This window comes from Pseudomonas sp. R4-15 (assembly GCF_055768815.1).
This window is the reverse complement of sequence record NZ_CM147293.1, coordinates 571,989-594,228: the sequence shown is the minus strand read 5'-3', so window position 1 is coordinate 594,228 and position 22,240 is coordinate 571,989. Positions and strand designations below refer to the sequence as shown.

At 66.1% G+C, this 22,240-nt stretch carries 18 protein-coding genes and 1 pseudogene; 1 reads left to right on the top strand and 18 read right to left on the bottom strand.

What is annotated here, in order from left to right:
* Window positions 1–7 precede the first annotated feature (7 nt).
* The 13 genes and pseudogenes from ACYRGX_RS02855 to ACYRGX_RS02795 all read right to left on the bottom strand — a co-directional run bounded on the left by ACYRGX_RS02855 (window position 8) and on the right by ACYRGX_RS02795 (window position 14,403).
* Entirely contained in the window at window positions 8–640 is a 633-nt protein-coding gene (locus tag ACYRGX_RS02855; RefSeq protein WP_473055105.1) for a DUF2931 family protein, read from the bottom strand.
* Window positions 641–648: 8 nt separating this feature from the next.
* Entirely contained in the window at window positions 649–1,284 is a 636-nt protein-coding gene (locus ACYRGX_RS02850; protein ID WP_473055104.1) for a DUF2931 family protein, read from the bottom strand.
* A complete protein-coding gene (locus ACYRGX_RS02845) occupies window positions 1,281–3,155 on the bottom strand; it encodes a PAAR domain-containing protein (RefSeq protein WP_473055103.1) in 1,875 nt (624 codons plus the stop codon). Before ACYRGX_RS02845 ends, ACYRGX_RS02850 begins: the two co-directional genes overlap by 4 nt.
* Window positions 3,156–3,261: 106 nt before the next feature.
* The gene (locus ACYRGX_RS02840; RefSeq protein WP_473055102.1) at window positions 3,262–4,140 is read right to left on the bottom strand and encodes a DMT family transporter; all 879 of its coding nucleotides are present in this window, start codon (window positions 4,138–4,140) and stop codon (window positions 3,262–3,264) included.
* Window positions 4,141–4,243: 103 nt separating this feature from the next.
* Complete coding sequence (locus tag ACYRGX_RS02835; RefSeq protein ID WP_473056623.1) at window positions 4,244–5,107, bottom strand: methyl-accepting chemotaxis protein; 864 nt, start codon at window positions 5,105–5,107, stop codon at window positions 4,244–4,246.
* Window positions 5,108–5,152: 45 nt separating this feature from the next.
* Window positions 5,153–5,215 (bottom strand): annotated as a pseudogene (locus ACYRGX_RS02830) (hypothetical protein); the annotation flags it as partial.
* Between the two features lie 989 nt (window positions 5,216–6,204).
* Entirely contained in the window at window positions 6,205–7,602 is a 1,398-nt protein-coding gene (locus ACYRGX_RS02825; RefSeq protein ID WP_473055101.1) for an efflux transporter outer membrane subunit, read from the bottom strand.
* Between the two features lie 5 nt (window positions 7,603–7,607).
* The gene (locus ACYRGX_RS02820; protein ID WP_473055100.1) at window positions 7,608–9,557 is read right to left on the bottom strand and encodes a MacB family efflux pump subunit; all 1,950 of its coding nucleotides are present in this window, start codon (window positions 9,555–9,557) and stop codon (window positions 7,608–7,610) included.
* A 2-nt stretch (window positions 9,558–9,559) separates the two neighbouring features.
* Entirely contained in the window at window positions 9,560–10,771 is a 1,212-nt protein-coding gene (locus tag ACYRGX_RS02815; RefSeq protein ID WP_473055099.1) for an efflux RND transporter periplasmic adaptor subunit, read from the bottom strand.
* A 117-nt stretch (window positions 10,772–10,888) separates the two neighbouring features.
* On the bottom strand, window positions 10,889–11,803 hold the full coding sequence (locus ACYRGX_RS02810) for an SdiA-regulated domain-containing protein (RefSeq protein ID WP_473055098.1): 915 nt from the start codon (window positions 11,801–11,803) through the stop codon (window positions 10,889–10,891).
* 65 nt (window positions 11,804–11,868) lie between these two features.
* A complete protein-coding gene (locus tag ACYRGX_RS02805) occupies window positions 11,869–12,225 on the bottom strand; it encodes a YgiW/YdeI family stress tolerance OB fold protein (RefSeq protein ID WP_473055097.1) in 357 nt (118 codons plus the stop codon).
* 106 nt (window positions 12,226–12,331) lie between these two features.
* Window positions 12,332–12,997, bottom strand: coding sequence for a fumarylacetoacetate hydrolase family protein (locus tag ACYRGX_RS02800; RefSeq protein WP_473055096.1), 666 nt, complete (start codon window positions 12,995–12,997; stop codon window positions 12,332–12,334).
* A gap of 14 nt (window positions 12,998–13,011) precedes the next feature.
* Window positions 13,012–14,403 (bottom strand): FAD-binding oxidoreductase, encoded by a 1,392-nt coding sequence (locus tag ACYRGX_RS02795; RefSeq protein ID WP_473055095.1) that lies wholly within the window; start codon window positions 14,401–14,403, stop codon window positions 13,012–13,014.
* Between the two features lie 188 nt (window positions 14,404–14,591).
* Here ACYRGX_RS02795 and serA point away from each other — a divergent pair, with 188 nt between their 5' ends.
* Entirely contained in the window at window positions 14,592–15,821 is a 1,230-nt protein-coding gene (gene serA / locus ACYRGX_RS02790; protein WP_473055094.1) for a phosphoglycerate dehydrogenase, read from the top strand.
* Window positions 15,822–15,870: 49 nt separating this feature from the next.
* On the opposite strand, the gene ACYRGX_RS02785 is transcribed toward serA, so the two are convergent.
* From ACYRGX_RS02785 to ACYRGX_RS02765, 5 genes are all read right to left on the bottom strand, one after another.
* A complete protein-coding gene (locus ACYRGX_RS02785) occupies window positions 15,871–17,424 on the bottom strand; it encodes a sensor domain-containing diguanylate cyclase (RefSeq protein WP_473055093.1) in 1,554 nt (517 codons plus the stop codon).
* 187 nt (window positions 17,425–17,611) lie between these two features.
* The gene (locus tag ACYRGX_RS02780; RefSeq protein ID WP_473055092.1) at window positions 17,612–18,103 is read right to left on the bottom strand and encodes an acyl-CoA thioesterase; all 492 of its coding nucleotides are present in this window, start codon (window positions 18,101–18,103) and stop codon (window positions 17,612–17,614) included.
* A gap of 84 nt (window positions 18,104–18,187) precedes the next feature.
* Complete coding sequence (locus ACYRGX_RS02775; RefSeq protein ID WP_473055091.1) at window positions 18,188–19,555, bottom strand: glutamine synthetase family protein; 1,368 nt, start codon at window positions 19,553–19,555, stop codon at window positions 18,188–18,190.
* A gap of 22 nt (window positions 19,556–19,577) precedes the next feature.
* The gene (locus ACYRGX_RS02770) at window positions 19,578–20,969 is read right to left on the bottom strand and encodes an aspartate aminotransferase family protein (protein ID WP_473055090.1); all 1,392 of its coding nucleotides are present in this window, start codon (window positions 20,967–20,969) and stop codon (window positions 19,578–19,580) included.
* A 65-nt stretch (window positions 20,970–21,034) separates the two neighbouring features.
* A complete protein-coding gene (locus ACYRGX_RS02765) occupies window positions 21,035–21,934 on the bottom strand; it encodes a D-hexose-6-phosphate mutarotase (protein WP_473055089.1) in 900 nt (299 codons plus the stop codon).
* Between the last annotated feature and the right edge of the window lie 306 nt (window positions 21,935–22,240).

The following is a 22,240-nucleotide window of genomic DNA, read 5'->3' as shown; positions in this document are numbered from 1 at the left end:
GGGGCGTTCACCATGAGCCGTAGGGGATACCATTTTTCTCGATGTAGGCTTTGGAGGATTCCGAGAGAGGTCGATAATGCCCATTAGATTTTCCTTCATATGGCCCATTGGGCTCTATTTCAGCCTGAGACCTAAGCACCTCTCTTCGTTCCCCGCATAAACCCGCAACCCAACCACGGACAACCCCGCCGGGCGCCAATCCCAACGTCAAAACCTGCGGATACTCACTCCGCGGACAAGGTGGCGTGAGCTTTTCCGTCATCAGCCGATGTGCTCGTTCGGGTATATCCAGCGTTACGCTGTAAGTCTGTGGCTCCACCATTGACTGCCAGCGCACATAAATTCGAGCTGGTAAATCGGCTCCATCCACATAGCGTCCCTTACCCCATGTATCACGCCAGCCTCGGGCACTTTCCAGCTCCAATGGCGGCCGACTGACGGATGCCGTTCCTCCCCCCATATGCCTAAACACGCGCCCCTGAGTGTCTTCCACATCAGCCGTCTCAATCCAAACTTCCATATAATCTGGAGCCAGGAAGCCTAAACGCCAACTTCGATAAGGCAGACCATCCGGATAACCGCTGCCACTGGCGCAGCCGGTCAACAGGGATAGAGCAAGAGACAGAAAGGGCAACTTCACGGGAGCGTTCACCAGGAGCCGTAGGGAATGCCGTGTTGGTCGATGTAGGCTTTGGAGTCAGCATCCAGAGGCAAAGCGTATTGCCCGCCGGTTTTTCCTTGTGACGGCCCTTTTGGCTCGATCTCAGCCTGTGCCTGGAGCACCTCCATGCGCGCCCCACATGCCCCCGTCACCCAACCACGAACCACGCCGCCAGGAGCCAGGCCAATCGTCAGTGACTGCGGGTATTCCATCACCTGACAGGGAGGTGAGACTTTTTGCGTCATCAGTTGACGAGCGCGCTCGGGAATATCGAGCGTGACCTTGTAAGTCTGCGGTTCCACCAACGATTGCCAACGAACGTAGACCCGTTGGGGTAGGTCTGCACCGTCCACATAACGCCCCTTGCCCCAAGCATTTCGCCAACCACGGGCACTTTCACTTTGCAGCCCTCGCTTCCCCACAGACGCTGTACCGCTTCCGACATGTTGAAAAACGCGCCCTTGGATATCTTCCACATCCGCAGTCTCGATCCAAACCTCCATATAGTCAGGAACTAGGAAGCCCAGGCGCCAGCTCTGATAGGGCAGAGCTTCCGGATAACCGCTGCCGTTGGCGCATCCGGTCATCAGTAGGAAGAATATACAAAGCAGTACACGCCTCAATTACTACCTCCCATTGATCTATCTTCGAAGCTCACTCGTACCCCTCCTTTTTCCGGAGCGTTAATGAATGCCGTTTCCCAAACTCCCCCTCCTGAGCCAATGCTAGCGTTCCAGTGAGAGGAGAGATGAATGTAACGCTGCTGGAGTAACTGCTCTTCGCCTTCAGATATATCCAGTGCGCCTTTCCGAGTAACAGCTTCGAGTTTTTGCGAAAAGGGATGGAGGTCCAAAGGTAATTCTAGGGAGGCAGTTACCGGAATGACCTTTAACGGAACGCCTGCTTCACTAGCCAGTGCGTGCATGACTCGCAGGTAGACTCGTGAAAGATGTCCGTACACCCGGCGATTGAGGATAGGTGCGGCGATGACTTGCTTTCTGGTTTCATTGCGACCGCCTCCGAAGAGCGAACTATGTTCCCAAACGTCGGTGGTCAGTTGAGCCTGCGAATCCTCGGGGTCGATCAGGTCTGCACTACGGACTCTCCGAGTGTCTTCCAAGGCGTTGCTAAAAACGGCTGTACGGCGCGCATCAACCCTTTGCTCCACCCACTGGCTACGAGGGCGAACCGGATATAGACATTCACGCATCTCCTCCGCGTAGCCCCCACCCAGATCGGAGTGTGCGCCGGGAAGGACAATCTCTCTATGCGGAGGCGCTACGCGATTGAATGGGAAATTCTTGCGATATTCGTCACGGGCCACCAAATGAATGACCTGCTCCGCTGCGTCGGGTGCCAGATGCAGATCGATCCCTGCAGCCATTGCATTGGCAGGGCTGCCCCACGGGCCCGGGCCATCCAAGGCAGAAACGGTATCGAATAAACCTATGAAGCCGATGGAGAGATCCGACTGCCAATCGAAGCTTTCTGGTATAGGGAGCCCGCCTAATGGCCCGGCTTGCCGTTTCAGAACTTGATTAGCGAAGCCTCGCGCAGCGGCCGCGCCCCGGCTGAAACCGAAGATATCTAGTTTCAACTCGTCCAGTATTTTGTTTGGGTTATCGGTAAGCGCTTGCTGCACGACTGAGCCTAACTGCTGCATACCCTCCCCTATTTTGGCCAGTATGCCCGTTGAACCAACCCCCAATGCCTGGCCGAAAAGTGTGCTGTCCATTTCTCCTGAGGTAGTGCCAATTCCGTCGATATATATCGGAGCGAAGACAGTACTTTGCTGCGAGCTTTGCTCCATTTGTTGTTCGTCCCGATAAAGATCGTACAAACGCCAAATATTGGTCACATCGTTGGCGTAACTACTATTCGGGCCCAATTTATAAGCGTGGCAGCGCTGCGCAATGCCCCGCCCCGTGGATTCGTCCAATCCGAGAGCCTGAGCCCGGCACTCGGCGCCTTGGGCCGTATTGATGGCGTTATTCCCCGTCCCATCAAAGAACACGCCAATGCGCAGGGTGATGCCCTGCTTCACGGGGAGCTCTTCTTCCTCCTCCAGCAGGGTTTCCGCGAGTTTCTGCAGGGGGGCGGAAGAGCCGCTGTCGGCGAGGCGGGTAGCGTCGAGCAGTGCGGCGGGTTGGGTGACGGCGGCGAGGATGCTGCCGGCGATCTGCAGGGGGCTGGGCGCGCTGACGGGGGCCGGGTTGGGACTGTGCCCGATGATCACCGTGCCGGAGCCGCCGATCACCACGTTGCCGTGGCTGCCCACGCTGCCGACCACGGCGGCGGGTTTTCCGTTGATCAGCACGTTACCGACCAGCGCGCCGCTCAGGGCGCCGCCGCAGGCGCTGGGGTCGCCCTGGCGGGCAGCGGGAAGGCCGTCGAAGCGGACGTTCGGTGAGCCGCTGGCGATGGGGTTGGTGCCGTGTCCGGGCTTCGGGCAGGCGGTAGGGTTACCGACGCGCGCAGCGGGCTTGCCGGGCATGACCGACCTCCTTGTTGGTAAGGAAAGGCCGGACCATCGCGCGGCGGCGAGGCGGATGCAAACCGCGTGTGGCGTTTTCTCGACCGGTTCGCAAACTGCGGGGAATTCAGGCCTGCAGACGGCGTGGCAGTCGCAGCAGGCCGAGGACCAGCGCGCAGCCGCAGACGATCACCAGGCCACCGGCCAGTTGTGCGGCGGACAGCGGTTCTCCGAGCAACAGGGCGCCGATCAGCACCGCGACCACGGTGACGGCGAACTCCACGCTGATCGCCCGGGTGGCGCCGATGGAGCCCACCAGGCGGAAATACAGCACGTAGGTCAACGCGCTCATCAGGCAACCGGCGATCAGCAGTAGGCCGTAGTCGGGCAGGCTCGGGCGGCTGGGGACCGGTACCGCCAGCAGCAGCGGCAGGGTCAGGGCGCCGCCGATGAGGAAGGCGCCGCAGGTCACTTCCCAGGGGCGTGCGTCGCGCAGGCGGTGGTTGACGTACTGGCTGCCGAAGGCTGCGCAGAAGGCGCTGGCCAGCGAGGCGGCGCAGCCGGCGAGGAACACCGGCGTCACCGGCACCGCGGGAAAGCCGACCAGCAGTACGATACCGATGACACCGAGCAGCAGGCCGAGCACGCCGGAGACGCTGATGCGCTCGCCCCACAGGCGGCCGATCAGCAGCGAGAACAGTGGAATGCTGGCGACGAAGATCGCCGCCATGGCGGTGCCGATGCGCGGCGTGGCGTAGGACAGCCCGACCAGTTGCCCGGCGACGGTGGTCGCGCCGACCACCGTCAGCGCGCGCCACTGTCCGGCGAAGCGCAGCGTCCAGCCGGCCGCGCGGGCCAGGACGAACAGGGTGAGCCCGGCGACCAGCGCGCGGAAGCTCACCGCGCCGATCCAGCCGAAGGCCTGCACGACCTTGAGCACGACCAGGAACGACAGGCCCCAGGTCAGCGCCAGGAACAGGTAGTTGGCAACGTCGCGCGCTTTCATCGGGGCATCCAGTTCGGGGATGGCCCCGTCGAGAGCGCCAGGCTAGCGGATCGGTCTGGCGTGCGGAAAGCCCTCTGACGCGGGCGGGTAGGTCGCCGTCGGCTCAGGCACGGAAGCGCGCGACCAGCTCCTGCAGACGTGTTGCCAGTTGCTCGAGCTCCTGCGCCGAACTCAGGCTGTCTTCGATCGCCTGGTTGTTCTCGCGGGCACGCTCGGCGATGTTCTCGATGCTGGCGCTGGCCGAGGCCATCGCCTGCTGCTGGGCTTCGGTCGCCGCGACGATGCGGTCCAGGCGGCTATCCACCTCGCCCACGGCCTGGCGCGTGGCGGTGAGCACGTTGGCCACCGAGGCTGCTGCCTCGCGACCGGCGCTGAGGTGCTGCAGGCCCTCGTCGACCGCCAGGCTGACGGCCTGGGAGCGTTGCGAGATGTCCCGGGTGATACCGTCGATGCCGCCCGCGGAGTGGGCGGATTTCTCCGCCAGGTTGCGCACTTCCTCGGCGACCACGGCGAAGCCGCGGCCCTGCTCCCCGGCGCGCGCCGCCTCGATGGCGGCGTTGAGCGCCAGCAGGTTGGTCTGTTCGGCGATCTCGCGGACCTCGCGGGTCATCCCGCTGATGGCCTCGGTGGAGTGCACGAAGGCGCCCATCGCCTCGGCCATGTCGCGTACCGCGCGCTCGATGTGATCGACCTCCTCGAGCAACTGCGCCAGGTTCTGCGTGCCCTGGTCGGCGCGCGCGAGGCTTTCCCGCGAGCCGTCGCGGACCTCCTCGGCACCGCTGGCGATATGCGCGATGCTGCTGCTCAGGTTCTCGACGGCATCCGCCGCGGCCTGCGATTCCAGGTGTTGCTGGCGCGAGGCCTCGGTGAGGTGGCTGGCGCCCTGGGCGAGACTGCGCGAGGCGTCGCTGACAGAGGCCGCCGAGGCGTCCACCTGGCGCACCAGCGCGCCGATGGTTTCCAGCATGCGGTTGAACAGCCAGGCCGTGCGGCCGATTTCGTCGCGCCCGCGTACCGGCAGGCGGCGGGTCAGGTCGCCCTCGCCCTGACCGATGTCCGCCAGGCCGTGGGCCATTTCGCCGAGCGGTCGCGACACGGCATGGCGGATGAACAGGTAGACGATCGCCAGCAGCGGCAGGGAGACCAGCACGGCGAACAGCAGGCTGTGGTTGCGGAAGCTGGTGACGGCTGCGTCCACGCGCTCCAGCGAGACACGCATGGAGACTGCGCCGAGCACGGTGTTTTCCGGCGTCTGGTGGCAGAGCATGCAGTTCTTGCCCAGGTAGTTGCTCGATGCCCGCGCCGGGATCACTGCGCGCAGGCTGCGCTCGCCCGTGGAGCTCTCCTCGACGCGCAGCAGGGCGTCGGCGCCCGCCAGCACGGCACGTTCATCGGCGTCCGGCTCGGCTTCCTCGCCCTTGCCGGGGCCGAACAGCCGCGATACCGGTTCGCCGCGCAGCACCCGCAGGTCGCGGATCAGCGAGAGCTCCTTGATCTGGTCGAGGAAGACCTCGCGCTGACCGATGGTGCCGGTGATCATCATCCCGGTGAGCCCGGCCAGGGTCATCTCGTTGACCGCGCCGGCGAAGTCCTTCGCCTGCTCGATGGCGGTCTGCCGGTTGACGTGGGTTTCCCAGGCGATCTGACCGCCCCAGGCGACGACCAGCAGCAGCCAGATCGCCGCGGTGAGGCGCAACCAGATGGGAATGTCCTTCAGGCGTTTCATATCGCACGGCGTCCGCTGGCTGGTGATGATTCCATTCTGCCAGCGGCAATCCGTGCCAAACTTGATCGGTGACAGCCCCGCCAAGCCCGCGACCGTCACCGGATTTTTGCCGGAAAGTGGCGTGCTAGAGCGGTTCGGTGTGCGCGGAAGGCTTCCTGCGACAATGGGTCGCGGGAACGCCGCTCAATACCCGTCGTTGCTACAGAGGCGGATCTGCGCGGCGCCCTCGACGCGTACGTGGGCTGGTCATCGTACTGGCCGCTCGGCGTGCCTGCGTTGTTGATGAAGACGATGCGCAGCGTCGGGCGCTGCCCTGGACCTCGATCAGGCGGATCCGCTCAGGGGCGCGCTTCTCCGAGCAGCGTGGCAGGTTCCGCCGGTTGCTCGGCGCCGCCGCCCAGCGCTTCGGCGAGGGTGATGGCGTTGAGCAGTTGGTTAAGGCGGTTCTCGGCCAGGGTGATTTCCGCGCTGCGGCGTGTCTCCTGTGCGGTGAGCCAGGATTGCAGGGTCTGCGCGCCGGACTCGTAGCGTGCCCGGTAGATCCGTTCGGCCTCGCGCGCCGCGTCCAGTGCGCGTTCGCGGTTGTCTTCCTGCTCGGCGTAGTGGCGTCGCCCGGCGAGGGCGTTCTCGACGTCGGCCAGTGCCTGGTAGAGGCTCTGGCGGAAGCTGTTGGCGGCGACCTGGTAGTCGGTGCGCGAGGTATCGACCTCCAGGTTCATCTGTTGCCAGCGCAGGAACGGCAGGCTCAGGCCCGCGCCGAGGGCGCCGACCGGGTCCTGCAGCAGGCTGCCGAGGGCCGAGCTGGAATAGCCCAGGGTGCCGGTGAGCGACAGGTCCGGGTAGTAGCTGGCGCGGGTCGCGTCGACGTTCTTCAGGCTTTCGCGCAGGCGCAGTTCGGCGGCGCGCAGGTCCGGGCGTCGCGCCAGCAGACTCGCCGGCAGCCCGGCGGCGACCGTCGGCAGGCGCGCTACGTCGAGGCGCTGGGGTTCGTCGAAGGTGGGTAGCTGGCCGTCGAACAGCAGCGCCAGCGCATTGCGCTGTTCGACGCGCTGCTGGCGCAACTCGACGTCGGCGGCGAGCTGGGTCTGCAGGCTCTGCTCGGCCTCGGCGCGCTCCAGCGAGGACACCTGGCCGGCGGCGTATTGCGCCTGCACCAGGGCCAGGGTCTGGCGCGCGTAGTCGATGCTCGCCGCGCTGGCCGCCAGGCGCTCGTTGAGGTAGCCCAGTTGCCAGTAGAGTTGTGCGACGGTGGCGATCAGCGACAGGCGCGCGGCGGCGTAGTCCTCGGCGCTGGCGCGGGTCTCCAGTTCGGCGGCGTCGCTGAGGCTGCCCAGGCGATTCCACAGGTCCGCCTGCCAGCTCACGCTGCCGGTCAACGAGTAGCTGTGCGCGGTGCTGCCCTCGCCGCGCAGCGCACGGCTGCGGTCGGCGGAGAAGCTGCTGGACGGCTGTGGCCACTGATCGCTGCGGGTGAGGTCGGCCTGCAACTGGGCACGGCGCACCGCGAGCAGGGCGTTGCCCAGATCGTTGTTGCGCGCCAGGGCTTCGTTCACCAGGGTGTCGAGGGTCGGGTCGCCGAAGGCCTTCCACCAATCGGGATTGGCGCCGGCCTCGCTGCGTGCCTGTTGTTGCCAGTCGCCCGGCACGACCACGGCCGGGCGCGTGTAGTCGCTGCTGAGGCTGGAGCAGCCGCCCAGGGCCAGCAGCAGCGCGAGGATCAGGGGTGTGCGATTCAAGGGCGTCATTCCCGGGACAATGCCTCGACCGGGTCCAGGCGCGCCGCGTTGCGCGCGGGCAGGAAGCCGAACACCAGGCCGATGAGCGTGGAACAGAGGAAGGCGGCAATGATCGAGGTGCCGGAGAACACCAGGCTGAACTCGCTGGTGAAGTAGGGGAACACGGCGCCGAAGCTGAGGGCCGCGAGCACCCCCAGGCCGCCACCGAGCAGGCACACCAGCACCGCCTCGATGAGGAACTGGCGGAGGATGTCGCTCTGCCGCGCGCCCACCGCCATGCGTACGCCGATCTCGCGAGTACGCTCGGTGACCGACACCAGCATGATGTTCATCACCCCGATGCCGCCGACCACCAGGGAGATCAGCGCGATCATGGAGATCAGCAGGGTCATGGTCTGGGTGGTCTTCTCGATGGTCTGGCGGATGGTGTCGGTGTTCACCACGAAGAAGTCCTGGGTGCCGTGGCGGCGCGTCAGCAGGCGCACGATGCCCTGCTCGGCGGCATCGCTGGAGACGCCGTCGTCGATGCGCACGGTGATGCTGTCCAGGTAGGCCTGGCCGAGCATGCGGTTCATCACCGCGGAGTAGGGCAGGAACAGGCGCAGTTGGTCGGTGTTGCCGAAGTTGCTCTGGATCGGATCGAGCACGCCGGTCACCCGGCAGGGCACCTGGCCGAGGAGGATTACCTGGCCCAGTGCGCCGCCGTTGGGGAACAGCTTCTTCGCGCTGTTGGCGTCGATCACCACGTCCTGGGCGGAGCTCGACACCGCGCGGGCATCGAAGCCGCGGCCTTCGGCGAAGGTGTAGCCCTTGGCGCGGAAGTACTGTTCGCCGACGCCGATGAACTGCGCGGTCAGTGCCTGGGAGCGGTAGCGCAGCGTCCCTGAGCTGCTCACCGAGGGCGTCACGCTGTCGACGAAACCTTGTCCGGCGAGTGCCTGGGCATCCGCTGGCACCAGCGTCTGCACCCGCGCCGAGCGGCGGTCGCCGAAGCCGCTGCCGGGGTAGACGTCCACGGTGTTGGTGCCGATCGAGCTGATGTTGGCGAGGATCTGCTGCTGCGAGCCCTGGCCGAGGGCGACCACCGAGACCACCGAGGCGATGCCGATGATGATCCCGAGCATGGTCAGGAAGGTACGCAGCTTGTGCGCCAGCATGGCGATCAGAGCCATGCGCAAGGCCTCGCCGAAGCGATCGACGCCGGCCCGCCAGGCGCCTGCCGAGGCGGCGCTGGGCGGTTCCTGCAACGCGGGTTCCGCGCGTGCGTGACGCTGCTGACGGTCGGCGACGATGCGCCCGTCGCTGATCTCGATCAGCCGGTCGCAGGTGTCCGCGACCTGGGCATCGTGGGTGACGATGATCACCGTGTGCCCGGCGGCGTGCAGCTCGCGCAGCAGCTTGAGCATTTCCTGGCCGCTGTGGCTGTCGAGGGCGCCGGTGGGTTCGTCGGCGAGAATCACCTCGCCGCCGTTCATCAGTGCGCGAGCCACCGAGACGCGTTGTTGCTGGCCGCCGGAGAGCTGCGCCGGCTTGTGCGTCAGGCGCTCGCCCAGGCCCAGGCGCTGCAGCAGGGCGACGCTGCGTTGGCGGCGGCTGGCGCTGTCCTCGCCGGCGTAGATCGCCGGGATTTCCACGTTGCCGACCGCGTCCAGGTCGCCGAGCAGGTGGTAGCGCTGGAAGATGAAACCGAAGTGCTCGCGGCGCAGGCGTGCCAGTGCGTCCGGCGACAGTTGCCCGGTTTCGCGGCCGGCCACCCGGTAGCTGCCGGCACTGGGGCGATCCAGGCAGCCGAGGATGTTCATCAGGGTGGACTTGCCGGAGCCGGAGGCGCCGACGATGGCGACCATTTCGCCGCGCGCGATGCTCAGGTCGATGTCCTGCAGCACCGCGACACTCGTCTCGCCAGCCAGGAACTCTCGGCGCAGGCCGCGGATTTCCAGAAGGGGCGCAGTCATCGTCACAGCCTCATCGGCGGGCCGCCGCGGCCCATGCGCAGGGCGGTGCTGGAGCCCGCGGCGGCATCGCCGAGCACCACCTTGTCACCGTTCTGCAGGCCATCGAGTACCTGTACGTTGACGCCGTCCTCGACCCCCGTGCGTATCCTGCGCCTTTCCAGCTGGCCGTTTTCGCCCAGCACCTGCACGCTGTAGCGGCCGTCGCGTCCGGCGCTGCCCAGCGCCGAAGCTGGCAGGCTGGGCACGTGGTGCACGCTGGCGAGGACGATGTTCACCTGCGCGGTCATCGAGATGCGCAGCTTGCCCTCCGGGTTGGGCACGTCGAAGGCGCCCAGGTAGTAGATCGCCGTGTCGCTGCTGGCGCTGCTCGAGCTGCTGCCCGCGGAGCTGCTGTCGCTGTCGTTGATCGAGTCGGGCGCCGGCTCGACCATGCGCAGGGTCGCTTGGTAACGCTTGTCCGGCTCGCCGAGGATGGTGAACCAGGCCTGCATGCCCGGCTCCACGCGAACCACGTCGGCTTCGGAGATCTCCGCCTTGACGGTCATCTTGTCGAGCTGGGCGATCTTCACCAGGGTCGGCGCGGACTGGCTGGAATTGACCGTCTGGCCTTCCTTGACCACCACGCCAACCACGGTGCCATCGATGGGCGCGGTGATGCGCGTGTAGCCAAGGTCCAGCTCGGCGGTGGATACCTCGATGCGCGCCTGCTCGATCTGCGCGTCGAGGGCGGCGATCTGCGCCCGCGCGCTGTCGCGCGCGGCCTCGGCCGCCTCGTACTCGTCGTGGCTGGTGGCGTTCTGCGCGAGCAGGTTCTTCTGCCGGGAGAAGGTCAGCTCGGCCTGCTTGAGGGTGGCGCGTTCGGCGGCGCGCTGCGCCTCGATCGCCGCCAGCGAGGCCTTGGCGTTGGCCAGGGCGTTCTGCTGCGGTAGCGAGTCGATCTCGGCGATCGGATCGCCCTGCTTGACCTGGTCGCCGAAGTCTACGTGCAGTGCCTTGATCTGCCCGGAGACCTGGGCGCCGACGCTGACCTGCTTGAAGGCTTCGAGGGTGCCGGTGGCGGCCACGGTCTGCTCGATGTCCGCCGGTTTGACCTCGGCGGTGAGCAGTCCGGCACCCGCAGCGGGGCTGGAATAACTGCGCCAGGCCAGGGCGGCACCGACGCCTGCGAGGAGCAGGACGATGAGGATCAGTTGGTGTTTGCGAAGTCGTGTCATGGGCGCTCCCGCCGCCGCGCGATTGGGTAGCGCCACTATAGGGAGGGCAGCGCGAGGCCGGGGTAAGGGGCGGGTAACGAAGCGTAAGCTTTGGGTAAAGGTTGCGTCCCAGAGCGGTTACTTACCCGCGGGCCGGCGCGCGACGAAGCGGTAGAACAGGTTCGGCTCGCTGATCAGGTAGATCACGCCCTGATCGTCCATCGCCACGCCCTCGGCCTGGGGCACGCTGCGCTCGAGGCCTTGCTGTCCGGCGAGCAACGACAGGCTGCTGATCGGATGGCCCTCGCGGTCGAGTTCGAGTAGCAGCCGCGATTCGTCAGAAAGCACCAGCAGGTGGCCGCTGGCGGCGTCGTAGTCGAGGCTCGACAGATCGCGCACGAAGAGCTGGGCGTCGCGTGCCTCGTCGGCGGTCACGCGGATGTCGAAGGGGGCGTCCGCGGCGCGACGGGGAAAGCCGTCGATACCGTAGATGCGCAGTGGATCGCGCTCCTTGGCCACCAGCAGGCGCTGCTTGTCACTGTCGTAGGCCAGGCCCTCGAAGCCCTTGTTGCCATTGAGGTCCAGACCCAGCGCTACGCGAGGCGCGCCGGTCGCATCGAAGGATTCGGCGTCGGCGGGGATATGGGCTTCCACCAGCCGCTGCTCGCGCTCGTCAGCGATCACGTAGCGCCCGGGGCCGATGTATTCGATCGCCTCGGGATCGCTGAACCCGTGCAGCGTCACGCGGCGCAGCAGGCGGCCGTCCAGGGACAGTTCGACCATCTGCGGGGGGGTGTTGGTGACGCTGACCAGCACCTTGCGCTGGCTGTCGTAGCTCAGTGCGGAGAGGTTGTCATCGAGGCCGTCGATGACCTTGCCCTGGATGTCGGCGACGTAGTCCGGCAGCCAGGCCGAGCGCGCACGCAGGCTGTCCTGCTGGTACCAGGCGGACAGGTTGAACCACAGGCGTTCGAAGAGGCGGTATTGCTGGGCCAGCGTGGCAAGGGCGATGAGCAGGATCAGGGGCAGGGTAAGGCGCAGGTGGCGAGACACGTGGGAGTCGATCCGCTGACTGAAAAAGGGCGGCGGCGCCAGGCGCCGCCGGTGGAGCGGGGCGATCAGTCGATCAGCTCGACCCGGTCCACGTCGATCTCGCGGGAGCTGCGGCCCACGTCGACCTCGCCGATCAGGCGTACTTTCTGGTTCTCGTCCACGGCGCGGGTCGGCCAGTCATCGTCATCGATCTCCACCTGGATGGTGGCACCGCTGGCGTCCTTGAACTCGTACGTCTCGTCACCGAGTCGACGCACGATGCTGCCCTCGAGAACGACCGGCGTATCGTCGGTGGCTTCCAGCGCGGCGCTGACCTGGGTCACGCTCGGCACCGTACCCGGGCCGGTGTAGCCGGCGGCGTGGGCGGTACCGGCGATAAGCAGCGGGGCGGCGATCAGGGCGGCTTGGAAAGTGCGTTTCATGTGCTGTGTCCTCGTCTTGTTGCTGACGAGTTCAGATTAGGGCAGACGCCTGAGCTCATCCTTAACCGCCGCTTAGGCGAAGCTTAACCGCGCCACTGAATCGCTATCAGAGCACCGACGTCTCGCAACGGGTCAGGCCGTCCAGTTCCAGCACCAACTGCTGGCCGCGCAGCAGCGGGCCGACGCCGGCCGGCGTACCGGTGAGCACCACGTCGCCCGGCTGCAAGCTGAAGTGCGCGGCGATGAAGCCGAGCAGCGGCAGGATCGGGTTGAGCATCTGTGCACTGCTGCCGTCCTGGCGAACTTCGCCATCGATGGTCAGGCGGATGCCGATGTCCGTGGTATCCGCCACCTGGTCGGCGGTGACGAAGGGAGCCAGCACGCAGGCGCCATCGAAGCTCTTGGCCAGTTCCCAGGGATAGCCTTTCTCCTTGAGCTTGGCCTGCACGTCGCGCAGGGTCAGGTCCAGCGCCGGGGCATAGCCGGAGATGGCGTCACGCACTTCTTCCTCGCTGGGCTTGCGCGACAGCGGTTTGCCGATCAGCACGGCGATCTCGGCTTCGTAATGCACCGAGCCGCGGTCCTCGGGGATGCTGAAGCCACCGGCCATGGGCACGGTGCAGCTACCCGGCTTGATGAACAGCAGCGGCTCGGTCGGTACCGGGTTGTTCAGTTCCTTGGCGTGCTCGGCGTAGTTGCGGCCGATGCACACCACCTTGCCCAGCGGGAAGTGGATCGGGGTGCCGTCGACGTACTGGTGCTGGTAGCTCATGCGCGGTCTCCTGCTCAGGCGAAGATCTTGCCGGGGTTCATGATGCCGTTGGGGTCGAACACCGCCTTGATCGCCTTCATCGCGGCGATTTCGACGGGTGAGCGGCTGTAGGCCAGGTAGTCACGCTTGGTCATGCCGACGCCGTGTTCGGCGGAGATCGAGCCGTTGTACTTCTCCACGGTCTCGAACACGGACGTATTCACCGCGGCGCACTTGGCGAAGAATTCGTCCTTGGACAGCGTCTCGGGCTTGAGGATGTTCAGGTGCAGGTTGCCGTCGCCGATGTGGCCGTACCAGAGCACCTCGAAGTCGGGGTAGTCGGCGGCGACGATGGCGTCGATGTCGGCGAGGAAGGCCGGCACCTTGGAAACGGTGACCGAGATGTCGTTCTTGTACGGAATGAACGGCGCGATGGTCTCGGAGATGTCCTCGCGCAGGCGCCAGAGGTTCTTCAACTGGGTTTCGCTCTGGCTCATCACGCCATCGACCACCCAACCCTGCTCGACACAATGCTCGAAGGTCTCCAGCGCCTGTTCGGCGCGGCTCTCGGTGGTCGCCTCGAACTCCAGCAGGGCGTAGAACGGGCAGCGCGTCTCGAACGGCGCGGGGATGTCGCCACGCTCGAGAATCCGTGCCAGGCACTTGTCGGAGAAGAACTCGAAGGCGGTCAGGTCGAGCTTGCTCTGGAAGGCATGCAGCACCGGCATGATCGAGTCGAAGTCCGGTGCGCCGAGGACCATCGCGGTCAGGTTGCTCGGCTGGCGCTCCAGGCGCATGGTCGCCTCGACGACGAAGCCCAGGGTGCCCTCGGCGCCGATGAACAGCTGGCGCAGGTCGTAGCCGGTGGCGTTCTTGATCAGGTCCTTGTTCAGCTCCAGCAGGTCGCCGGTACCGGTCACCACCTTGAGCCCGGCGACCCAGTTGCGGGTCATGCCGTAGCGGATCACCTTGATGCCGCCGGCGTTGGTGCCGATGTTGCCGCCGATCTGGCTGGAACCGGCGGAGGCGAAGTCCACCGGGTAGTACAGGCCGTTCTCTTCGGCGAAGTTCTGCAGCGCCTCGGTGACCACGCCCGGCTGGCAGACCACGGTGCGGTCGGTGGCGTTGAAGTCGAGGATGCGATTCATGTAATCGAACGACACCACCACTTCACCGTTGGCCGCCACCGCAGCGGCGGACAGCCCGGTACGCCCGCCCGAGGGCACCAGTGCGACGTTGTGGGTGTTGGCCCAGCGCACGATGGCCTGGACTTCTTCGGCGCTCTTGGGGAAAACGATGGCCGAAGGCGCCGGGGCGAAGTGCTTGGTCCAGTCCTTGCCGTAGGCCTCCAGCGAAGAGGCATCGGTGAGCACCTTGCCGGGCTCGACCAGGGTCTTGAGTTCGTCGATCAGTACAGCGTCGGTCATCGCAAGAGCACTCGCTTGATTCATGGTCGCGGTGAGAACCGTTCAGGTCGCAACCAAGCCTGGAAAAAGGAACTCATGCTAGCATACGTCCCCCGCGATACGGGCTTCCCCGTATGCGCCGCCCGGGCTCCAGCCACACCGTGCGCTGTCCTTCCTCCTGCCATTCCACCGGGACCACAGGTAAGCAGATGAGCAAGACCTCCCTCGACAAGAGCAAGATCAAGTTCCTTCTTCTCGAAGGTGTCCACCAGAACGCCGTCGATACGCTCAAGGCCGCTGGCTACAGCAATATCGAATACCTCAAGACGGCGCTCTCCGGCGACGAGCTCAAGGAAAAGATCGCCGATGCGCACTTCATCGGTATCCGCTCTCGCACCCAGCTCACCGAGGAAGTCTTCGACTGCGCGAAGAAACTGGTCGCCGTCGGCTGCTTCTGCATCGGCACCAACCAGGTCGACCTGAGCGCTGCCCGCGAGCGCGGCATCGCCGTGTTCAACGCGCCCTACTCCAACACCCGTTCGGTGGCCGAGCTGGTGCTCGCCGAAGCGATCCTGCTGCTGCGCGGCATCCCCGAGAAGAACGCCGCCTGCCATCGCGGTGGCTGGATCAAGAGCGCGGCCAACTCCTTCGAGATCCGTGGCAAGAAGCTCGGCATCGTCGGCTACGGCTCGATCGGCACCCAGCTTTCCGTGCTCGCCGAATCGCTGGGCATGCAGGTGTTCTTCTACGACGTGGTCACCAAGCTGCCGCTGGGCAACGCCACCCAGGTCGGCTCGCTCTACGAGCTGCTGGGCATGAGCGACATCGTCACCCTGCACGTGCCCGAGCTGCCGTCCACCCAGTGGATGATCGGCGAGAAGGAAATCCGTGCGATGAAGCCCGGCAGCATCCTGATCAACGCCTCGCGCGGCACCGTGGTCGAGCTGGAGCACCTGGCCGCGGCGATCAAGGACGAGCACCTGATCGGCGCCGCCGTCGACGTGTTCCCCGTCGAGCCCAAGTCCAACGACGAGGAATTCGTCAGCCCGCTGCGCAACCTGGATCGTGTCATCCTCACGCCGCACATCGGCGGTTCCACCGCCGAGGCTCAGGCCAACATCGGCCTGGAAGTGGCCGAGAAGCTGGTCAAGTACAGCGACAACGGCACCTCGGTGTCTTCGGTCAACTTCCCCGAAGTGGCGCTGCCGTCGCATCCGGGCAAGCACCGCCTGCTGCACATCCACCAGAACGTGCCGGGCGTGCTCAGCGAGATCAACAAGGTCTTCGCCGAGAACGGGATCAACATCTCCGGCCAGTTCCTGCAGACCGACGAGAAGGTCGGCTACGTGGTGATCGACGTCGACGCCGCCTACTCCGACCTGGCGTTGGAGAAGCTGTACAACATCACCGGGACCATCCGCACCCGCGTGCTGTTCTGATCGACACGCCGCTGCGTTGAACAAGGGAGGCTTCGGCCTCCCTTTTTCGTCAGGGCTCCAGGCGTTGCGCGGAGCGCTCGAGGTGCTGCGTCTCTACCCGGTTCCTGCCGTTGTCCTTGGCACGGTAAAGCGCTTCGTCGGCAGCCTTCTGCAGGCTCTCCAGGTCACTGTCCGGCGTGCAACAGCTGATGCCGACGCTGACGGTGACCTGCAGCTCTTCGGCGAGCCCATTGAATACGTGCTCCTGCAGATCCTGGCGCAAGCGGTCGAGGAACTGCACGGCGGAGGCCAGCGGCGTATCGGGCATCAGCAGGATGAATTCCTCGCCGCCGACGCGGGCGAACAGGTCGGTGCCGCGCATCTGCCGTCGGCACAACTGGCCGAATTGGCGCAGGACCTGGTCACCGATCGGATGGCCATACTGGTCGTTGATCCGCTTGAAGTGATCGAGGTCCAGCAATGCCAGGCTCAGCGGGTAGTTGTGGCGTAGCGCGCGGCGCAGTTCGTGATCGGCGCAGACGCCGAACGCACGCCGGTTCAATGCGCCGGTGAGGCCGTCGGTGGTCGCCAGGCGCAGCAGCTTGTCTTCCAGTACCCGGCGATGGCTGACATCGCGGACCTCGGCGATCAACTGGCTGCCGTCGTCCAGGCGCGAGACGCGGACCTCGGCGGGGAAGCGACGGCTGCCGTTATGTAGCGCTGGCAGGTCGTGCGGTCGGCCGTCGGCTTGCTCGACCAGCGTGCGTGCCCGCGAGGGGTTGTCGAAGAGCTTTTCGAAGGGGCGTCCCAGCAGCCCTTCGCGCGAGCGTCCGAAGAGACGCTCGGCCGTCGGGTTGGCATCGCTGACCCGGCCGTCGTCGATCAGCAGCTTGGCGGCGCTGGCGACGCGCATCAGGCGCTCGAAACGCTGGGCGTTGGCCTCGGCACGCCGCGCATGGCGGCGGCTGTCGGTGAGGATGCGGTGCATGGTCATCAGCGTCAGGCCGTTGATGACCACCAGCCAGGCCGGCAGACCCAGGCTCAGCTGGAGCATCTCCGCTTGCGAACCCGGCGGCAACCAGTCGCCGATCGGATGCAGTTGCAGCGCCTGTGCCGCGCGCAGCAGTTGCAGCAGGCTGGTGCCGAGCAGTGCGACCATGACGAAGCGGCGCACGCCGCGAATGCCCTCGTCGTTGCGCGCCTGCCAGAGCACCCGTGCGGCTTCCAGCTGCAGGCCCGCTGCGATCAGCGCGTGCAGGGCGGTAAGCAGGCGTCCGTCGAAGGGCGAGGTGAAGTACCAGAGTTCGGCGACCAGCATCGCCAGCGTGCTGGTGGGCAGCAGCCAGTAAGGCAGCGGGCGGTCGAGAAAACGCAGCACGCCGAGTAGCACGATGGCTTCGCCGGCGAGCAGCAACAGGGCGGCGAGGATGTGCAGCCAGGGTTGCGGGTGCAGGTTGTAGGCCAGCGAGCAGAGCATGCCGGTGGCCACGGTCCAACTGCCGACCATCCACCAGCCGGGGCCGCGGTAGGGACGCGAGAATAGCCAAAGCCCGGTGCTGGTCAGCGCGCACGCCAGCAACAGGTTGAGGCCCAGCAACGCGGGCGATAGGTAAAGATTCTCCAACGGGCCGCCTCCATGCCGTCCGCCGTTGAGTCAGAGAGGCATTCTGCCATCCAGGGGAGCGGTTGTCTGCCTGGTCAGAAACGACTGAACAGAGCATGCCCCCTGGGGCTTTATGAGTGTGCTCTGAGAGTCGGCCGCCCGTCGGAAAACTTGAAGGCTTTTGCCGAGAATGAAGCGTCGAAAGGCGTTAGCCTTCGTCGATCTCGTGCTTGAGGGCTTCGTAGCGCTGTTGCAGTTCTTCGCGGATGCGCCGGCGCTGGCGCGCGTTGGCGAAGCGGCGTCGCTCCTCGGGGGTTTCCGGTTGCAGCGCGGGGACCTCCACCGAGCGACCCTCGTCATCCACCGCGACCATGGTGAAGAAGCAACTGTTGGTGTGGCGTACCGAGCGCTCGCGGATGTTCTCGGTAATCACCTTGATGCCGATCTCCATGGAGGTACGGCCGGTGTAGTTCACCGAGGCGAGGAAGGTCACCAGCTCGCCGACGTGCACCGGCTGGCGAAACATCACCTGGTCGACCGACAGGGTCACCACGTAGCGCCCGGCGTAGCGGCTGGCGCAGGCGTAGGCGACTTCGTCGAGGTACTTGAGCAGCGTGCCGCCATGCACATTGCCGGAGAAGTTGGCCATGTCGGGGGTCATCAGCACGGTCATGCTGAGCTGGGCGGTACCGGCTTCCATCGGGTCTTCCTTTGTCGCGGAAGACACACGATAACCCAGGCGTGGCGCGCCTGCCTGTTCTATCTCGCTATCCCGGCGATAGCCTTAGGCCTGATCGAGGTACCAGCGCCAGTCCTGTTCGCCGACTTCACCCATGAACTGCGCGTACTCGGCCTGCTTGATGGCGAGGAAGACCCGCAGGAACTCCTCGCCCAGCGCCTCGCGGGCCCAGGTCGAGGCCTGCAGCGCCTGGAGCGCGCCGAGCCAGTCGGTCGGCAGCTTCTCGTGGGCCTGGGCATAGCCGTTGCCTTCGACCGGCTCGCCGGGGTCGAGCCCCTCGCGGATGCCCCGATGCACTCCAGCGAGCAACGCCGCGGCGGCCAGATAGGGGTTGGCGTCGGCCCCACAGATGCGATGTTCGATGTGCCGGCTGGTCGCGGGACCGCCCGGTACGCGGAACGACACGGTGCGATTGTTGATGCCCCAACTCTTGGCCAGCGGCGCGTAGCTGTTGGCCTGGAAGCGGCGGAAGGAGTTGGCGTGGGGACAGAAGATCGCCAGGCTGCTGCCCAGGGTTTCCATCATGCCGCCGATGGCCTGGCGCAGCAGAGGCGTGCCGGCGGGGTCCTCGCTGGCGAAGAGGTTCTCCCCTCCGGCGTCGGCCAGGCTCAGGTGCAGGTGCATGCCGTTGCCGGAAAGCTCGGCGAAGGGCTTGGCCATGAAGCACGCCTGCAGGCCATGGCGGTTGGCCACGCCCTTGACCAGGCGCTTGTAGCGCACGCCTTCATCGATTGCCTGCAAGGCATCGAAACGGTGCTGCAGGGTGATTTCCACCTGCCCTGGTGCGTACTCGGAGATCGCCGTGCGCGCCGGGATGCCCTGCACTTCACAGGCCTCGTAGAGGTCGTCGAGGAACGGCTGCAGTTGTTCCAATTCCTGCACGCCGTAAACCTGGGTGGCCTGCGGGCGTCGACCGTTCATGCCGGCGGCCGGGCGTGGCCGGCCGTCCTCGGCGCTGTCGCGGTCGAGCAGGAAGAACTCCAGTTCGACCGCCATCACCGGATGGTAGCCATCGGCTTGCAGGCGCTCGATCACCCGCGCCAGCACGTGACGTGGATCGGCGGGGCTGGCGGGTTGGCCCAGTTCCGGGTGCATGCTGACCTGCAACTGCCCGGTGGGACGTGAGCGCCAGGGTTGCAGGGTCAGGCTGCCGGGCAGCGGGAAGGTCCAGCAATCGGCATCGCCGACGTCCCAGACCAGACCGGTCTGCTCGACGTCATCGCCGTTGACGGTCAACCCGAGGATGGTGCTCGGCAGTGGCCGGCCGCCCTCGTAGACCGCCAGCAGCTCCTCGCGGTGCAGCAGCTTGCCCCGCGGCACGCCATTGGCGTCGATGATGAACAGCTCCAGGCTGCGCACCTCGGGGTGCGCGGCGAGGAAGTCGCGGGCCTCCTGGGGATCGGCGAAACGCATCGGTGGTCGTCCTTGTTCGAACTCAGGCGCGTGCGCCGGGGATCGCCAGCAGTTCTTCGAGCCCTTCGCCGAGCAGTTGCAGCAACTGGTCCACGTCCTGCTCGGTGGTCTGCGGCGCGCACAGCATCATGTTGTGGAACGGCGTGATGAGGATGCCGCGGTTGATCAGGTACAGGTGCAGCGCCTGCTCGAGGCTGTCGTGGAAGGCCGCCTCCGCCTCGGCGCCATTCTTCGGCGCGCTGGCGCAGAACTGGAATTCGCAGCGGGCGCCGAGCTGGGTCACCGACCAGGGCAACTGCAACCGCGCGAACAGTCCGCGCAGGCCATCGGCGAGGCGCGTGGTCAAACTCAGCATGTGCGTGTAGGCCGCTTCGCTGGCGACCTCTTCGAGGTTGGCGCGCAGGCAATGCATGGCCAGCGCGTTGCCGGAGAGCGTGGTGCCCATGCCGCTGTGACCGTGGCCGTGGATCATCTCGCTGGCATGTTCGCGAACCAGGCGCATGGCCCGCGCCATCTCTGCGGTGCAGCCGTATACCGAACAGCTCACGCCGCCGGCGATGGCCTTGCCGAGGGTCAGGAAGTCGGGCTCCAGGTTCCAGGCGCGGGTGCAGCCGCCGGGGCCGGTGGAGAGGGTGTGGGTCTCGTCGAGGACCAGTAGGCTGCCATGGCGCCGGGTGGCTTCGCGCACCTGCTGCAGGAAGCCGGGCTCCGGCAGCACCATGCCGATGTTGGTCATCGCCGGTTCGCAGAGCACGGCGGCGATGTCCTGGCGGGCCAGCGCGGCCTCCAGCGCGGCGAGGTCGTTGAACGGCACCACACGGGTGTGCTGGGTGAGGTTGCGCGCCTGGCCGATGAGCCCGGCGCGATGGATCGTGTGACCTTCGCGGCCACGCACCATGGTCTCGTCCACAGCGCCGTGGTAGCAGCCGTCGAACACCAGGATGACCTTGCGTCCGGTGATCGCGCGGACCCAGCGCAGGACGAAGCGATTGGCATCGCTGGCGGTGGTCGCGACCTGCCAGAACGGCAAGCCGAAGCGTTGCGCCAGCAGCTCGCCGCAGACCACCGCGTCTTCGCCGGGCAGCATGCTGGTCAGGCCACGGCCGGCCTGCTCGGCCAGGGCGCGGGCGATCGGCGCCGGCGAATGACCGAACATGGCGCCGGTATCACCCAGGCAGAAGTCGCCGTAGTCATGCCCGTCGGCATCGCGGAAGCGCGCGCCCTGGGCCGCTTCGACGAACAGCGGCACCGGCGTGGACCAGTCGCTCATCCAGTGCATCGGCACGCCGCCGAACAACGAGCGACGTGCGCGCTCGGCAAGGGCGACGGAGTTGGGATTGGCGCTGAGGAAGCGTTCGCGCTCCCGGTCGGCCAGGGTTCCCACAGCGTGTTCGGCGATACCGCTAACGGACATGTTGAACGCCTCGTGCATTTTTTCGCACGTCATCCTGTGGGCCGGTGCGGCCTGCTGTCAAGCGGCTACAGCGCCTGCTCGCGGATACTCAGAGAGAGCCTGTGGGAAGCCCCGGGGGCGAGTGTCCGAGCGTCCTCCAGGAGGTTGCCGGTCTCCACGCAAAGCATGCGCTGCCAGGCGTCGTCGGCGAACTGCGAGAGGCGCTGGGCCTTGTCGATCCAGGGATTCCACAGCACCGCGGACGACGAACCCTGGCTGTCGAGGACGATGCGGCGCTGCCAGGCCGGGTCTTCGATGAGCAGTTGCGCGGGTACGTCGAGGTAAACGCGATCGGTTTCGCCGGCGAAGGTGACGGGCGTGTCCTGCCCGTAGCGCTGCCAGTCCCGCAGCGCATCGTAGTAATGGCAACCCCGCAGGCCCTCGACGCGCACCTGGCGCACGTCGGATACCGCGTAGTAACTGTGCAGCGCCTGGCTGAAGGCCAGGGGACGGCTGCCGGCATTGTGGTTGTCGAGGGTCAGTTGCAGGCCCTGCTCGTCGAGCCGCAGGCGGAACTCCACATGCGGGGCCGTCGGGCACTCGGGCAGGGGGAAGGCGGGCGCCTGCAGGGTGAATACCAGGGTCACCGCCGCGTCCGCCTCGATGACGTCCTGCAGGTGCCAGTCGATGCCGCGCACCAGGCCGTGGAACGGCGCGGCGCCCTCGCCCTGCCACAGCTCGCGCACCGGCAGAGGGTTGCGCGCCAGGTCGCCGAACCAGGGCCAGCACAGCGGCACGCCGCCGCGCAGCGACTGTCCGCGGGCGAAGGCGGCCTGTTCGCTGAGCCAGATGATCGGATGCTGCTGCTGCCGGTAGTCGAGCACCTGCGCGCCCTGCTCGGCGACCCGTAGTTCGGACGCACCGTTGCGAATGTGCCAGCAGGTCAGTTCATCGTGCTGCTGGCGCTGGATCTGGATGTCGGCCATGACGGGCTCCGGGAGGGCAGGGGCGGACGGAACGCCGGCTAGCGTAGGCGTTCGGATCTTACGGAGCAAAGGGACTGCGGGCGGGGGCGAGTGTTCCCGCGGAGCGCCTGGAAAGCGCTTCTGCACACTCATGGTGCGTGAAAGGGAGTGAGCCTGGGAGTTGCCCCAATATCAAGCAATTTATGTGCCTTTTTATCGCTCTGGCCACCGCCGGGACCGTAACTGTACCTACGGAGGCTCGCAAGGTTGTTCATAGGATGGCCACGAACCATTCGAAGCGATACACCGAGCGCGCCTACAGGCCGC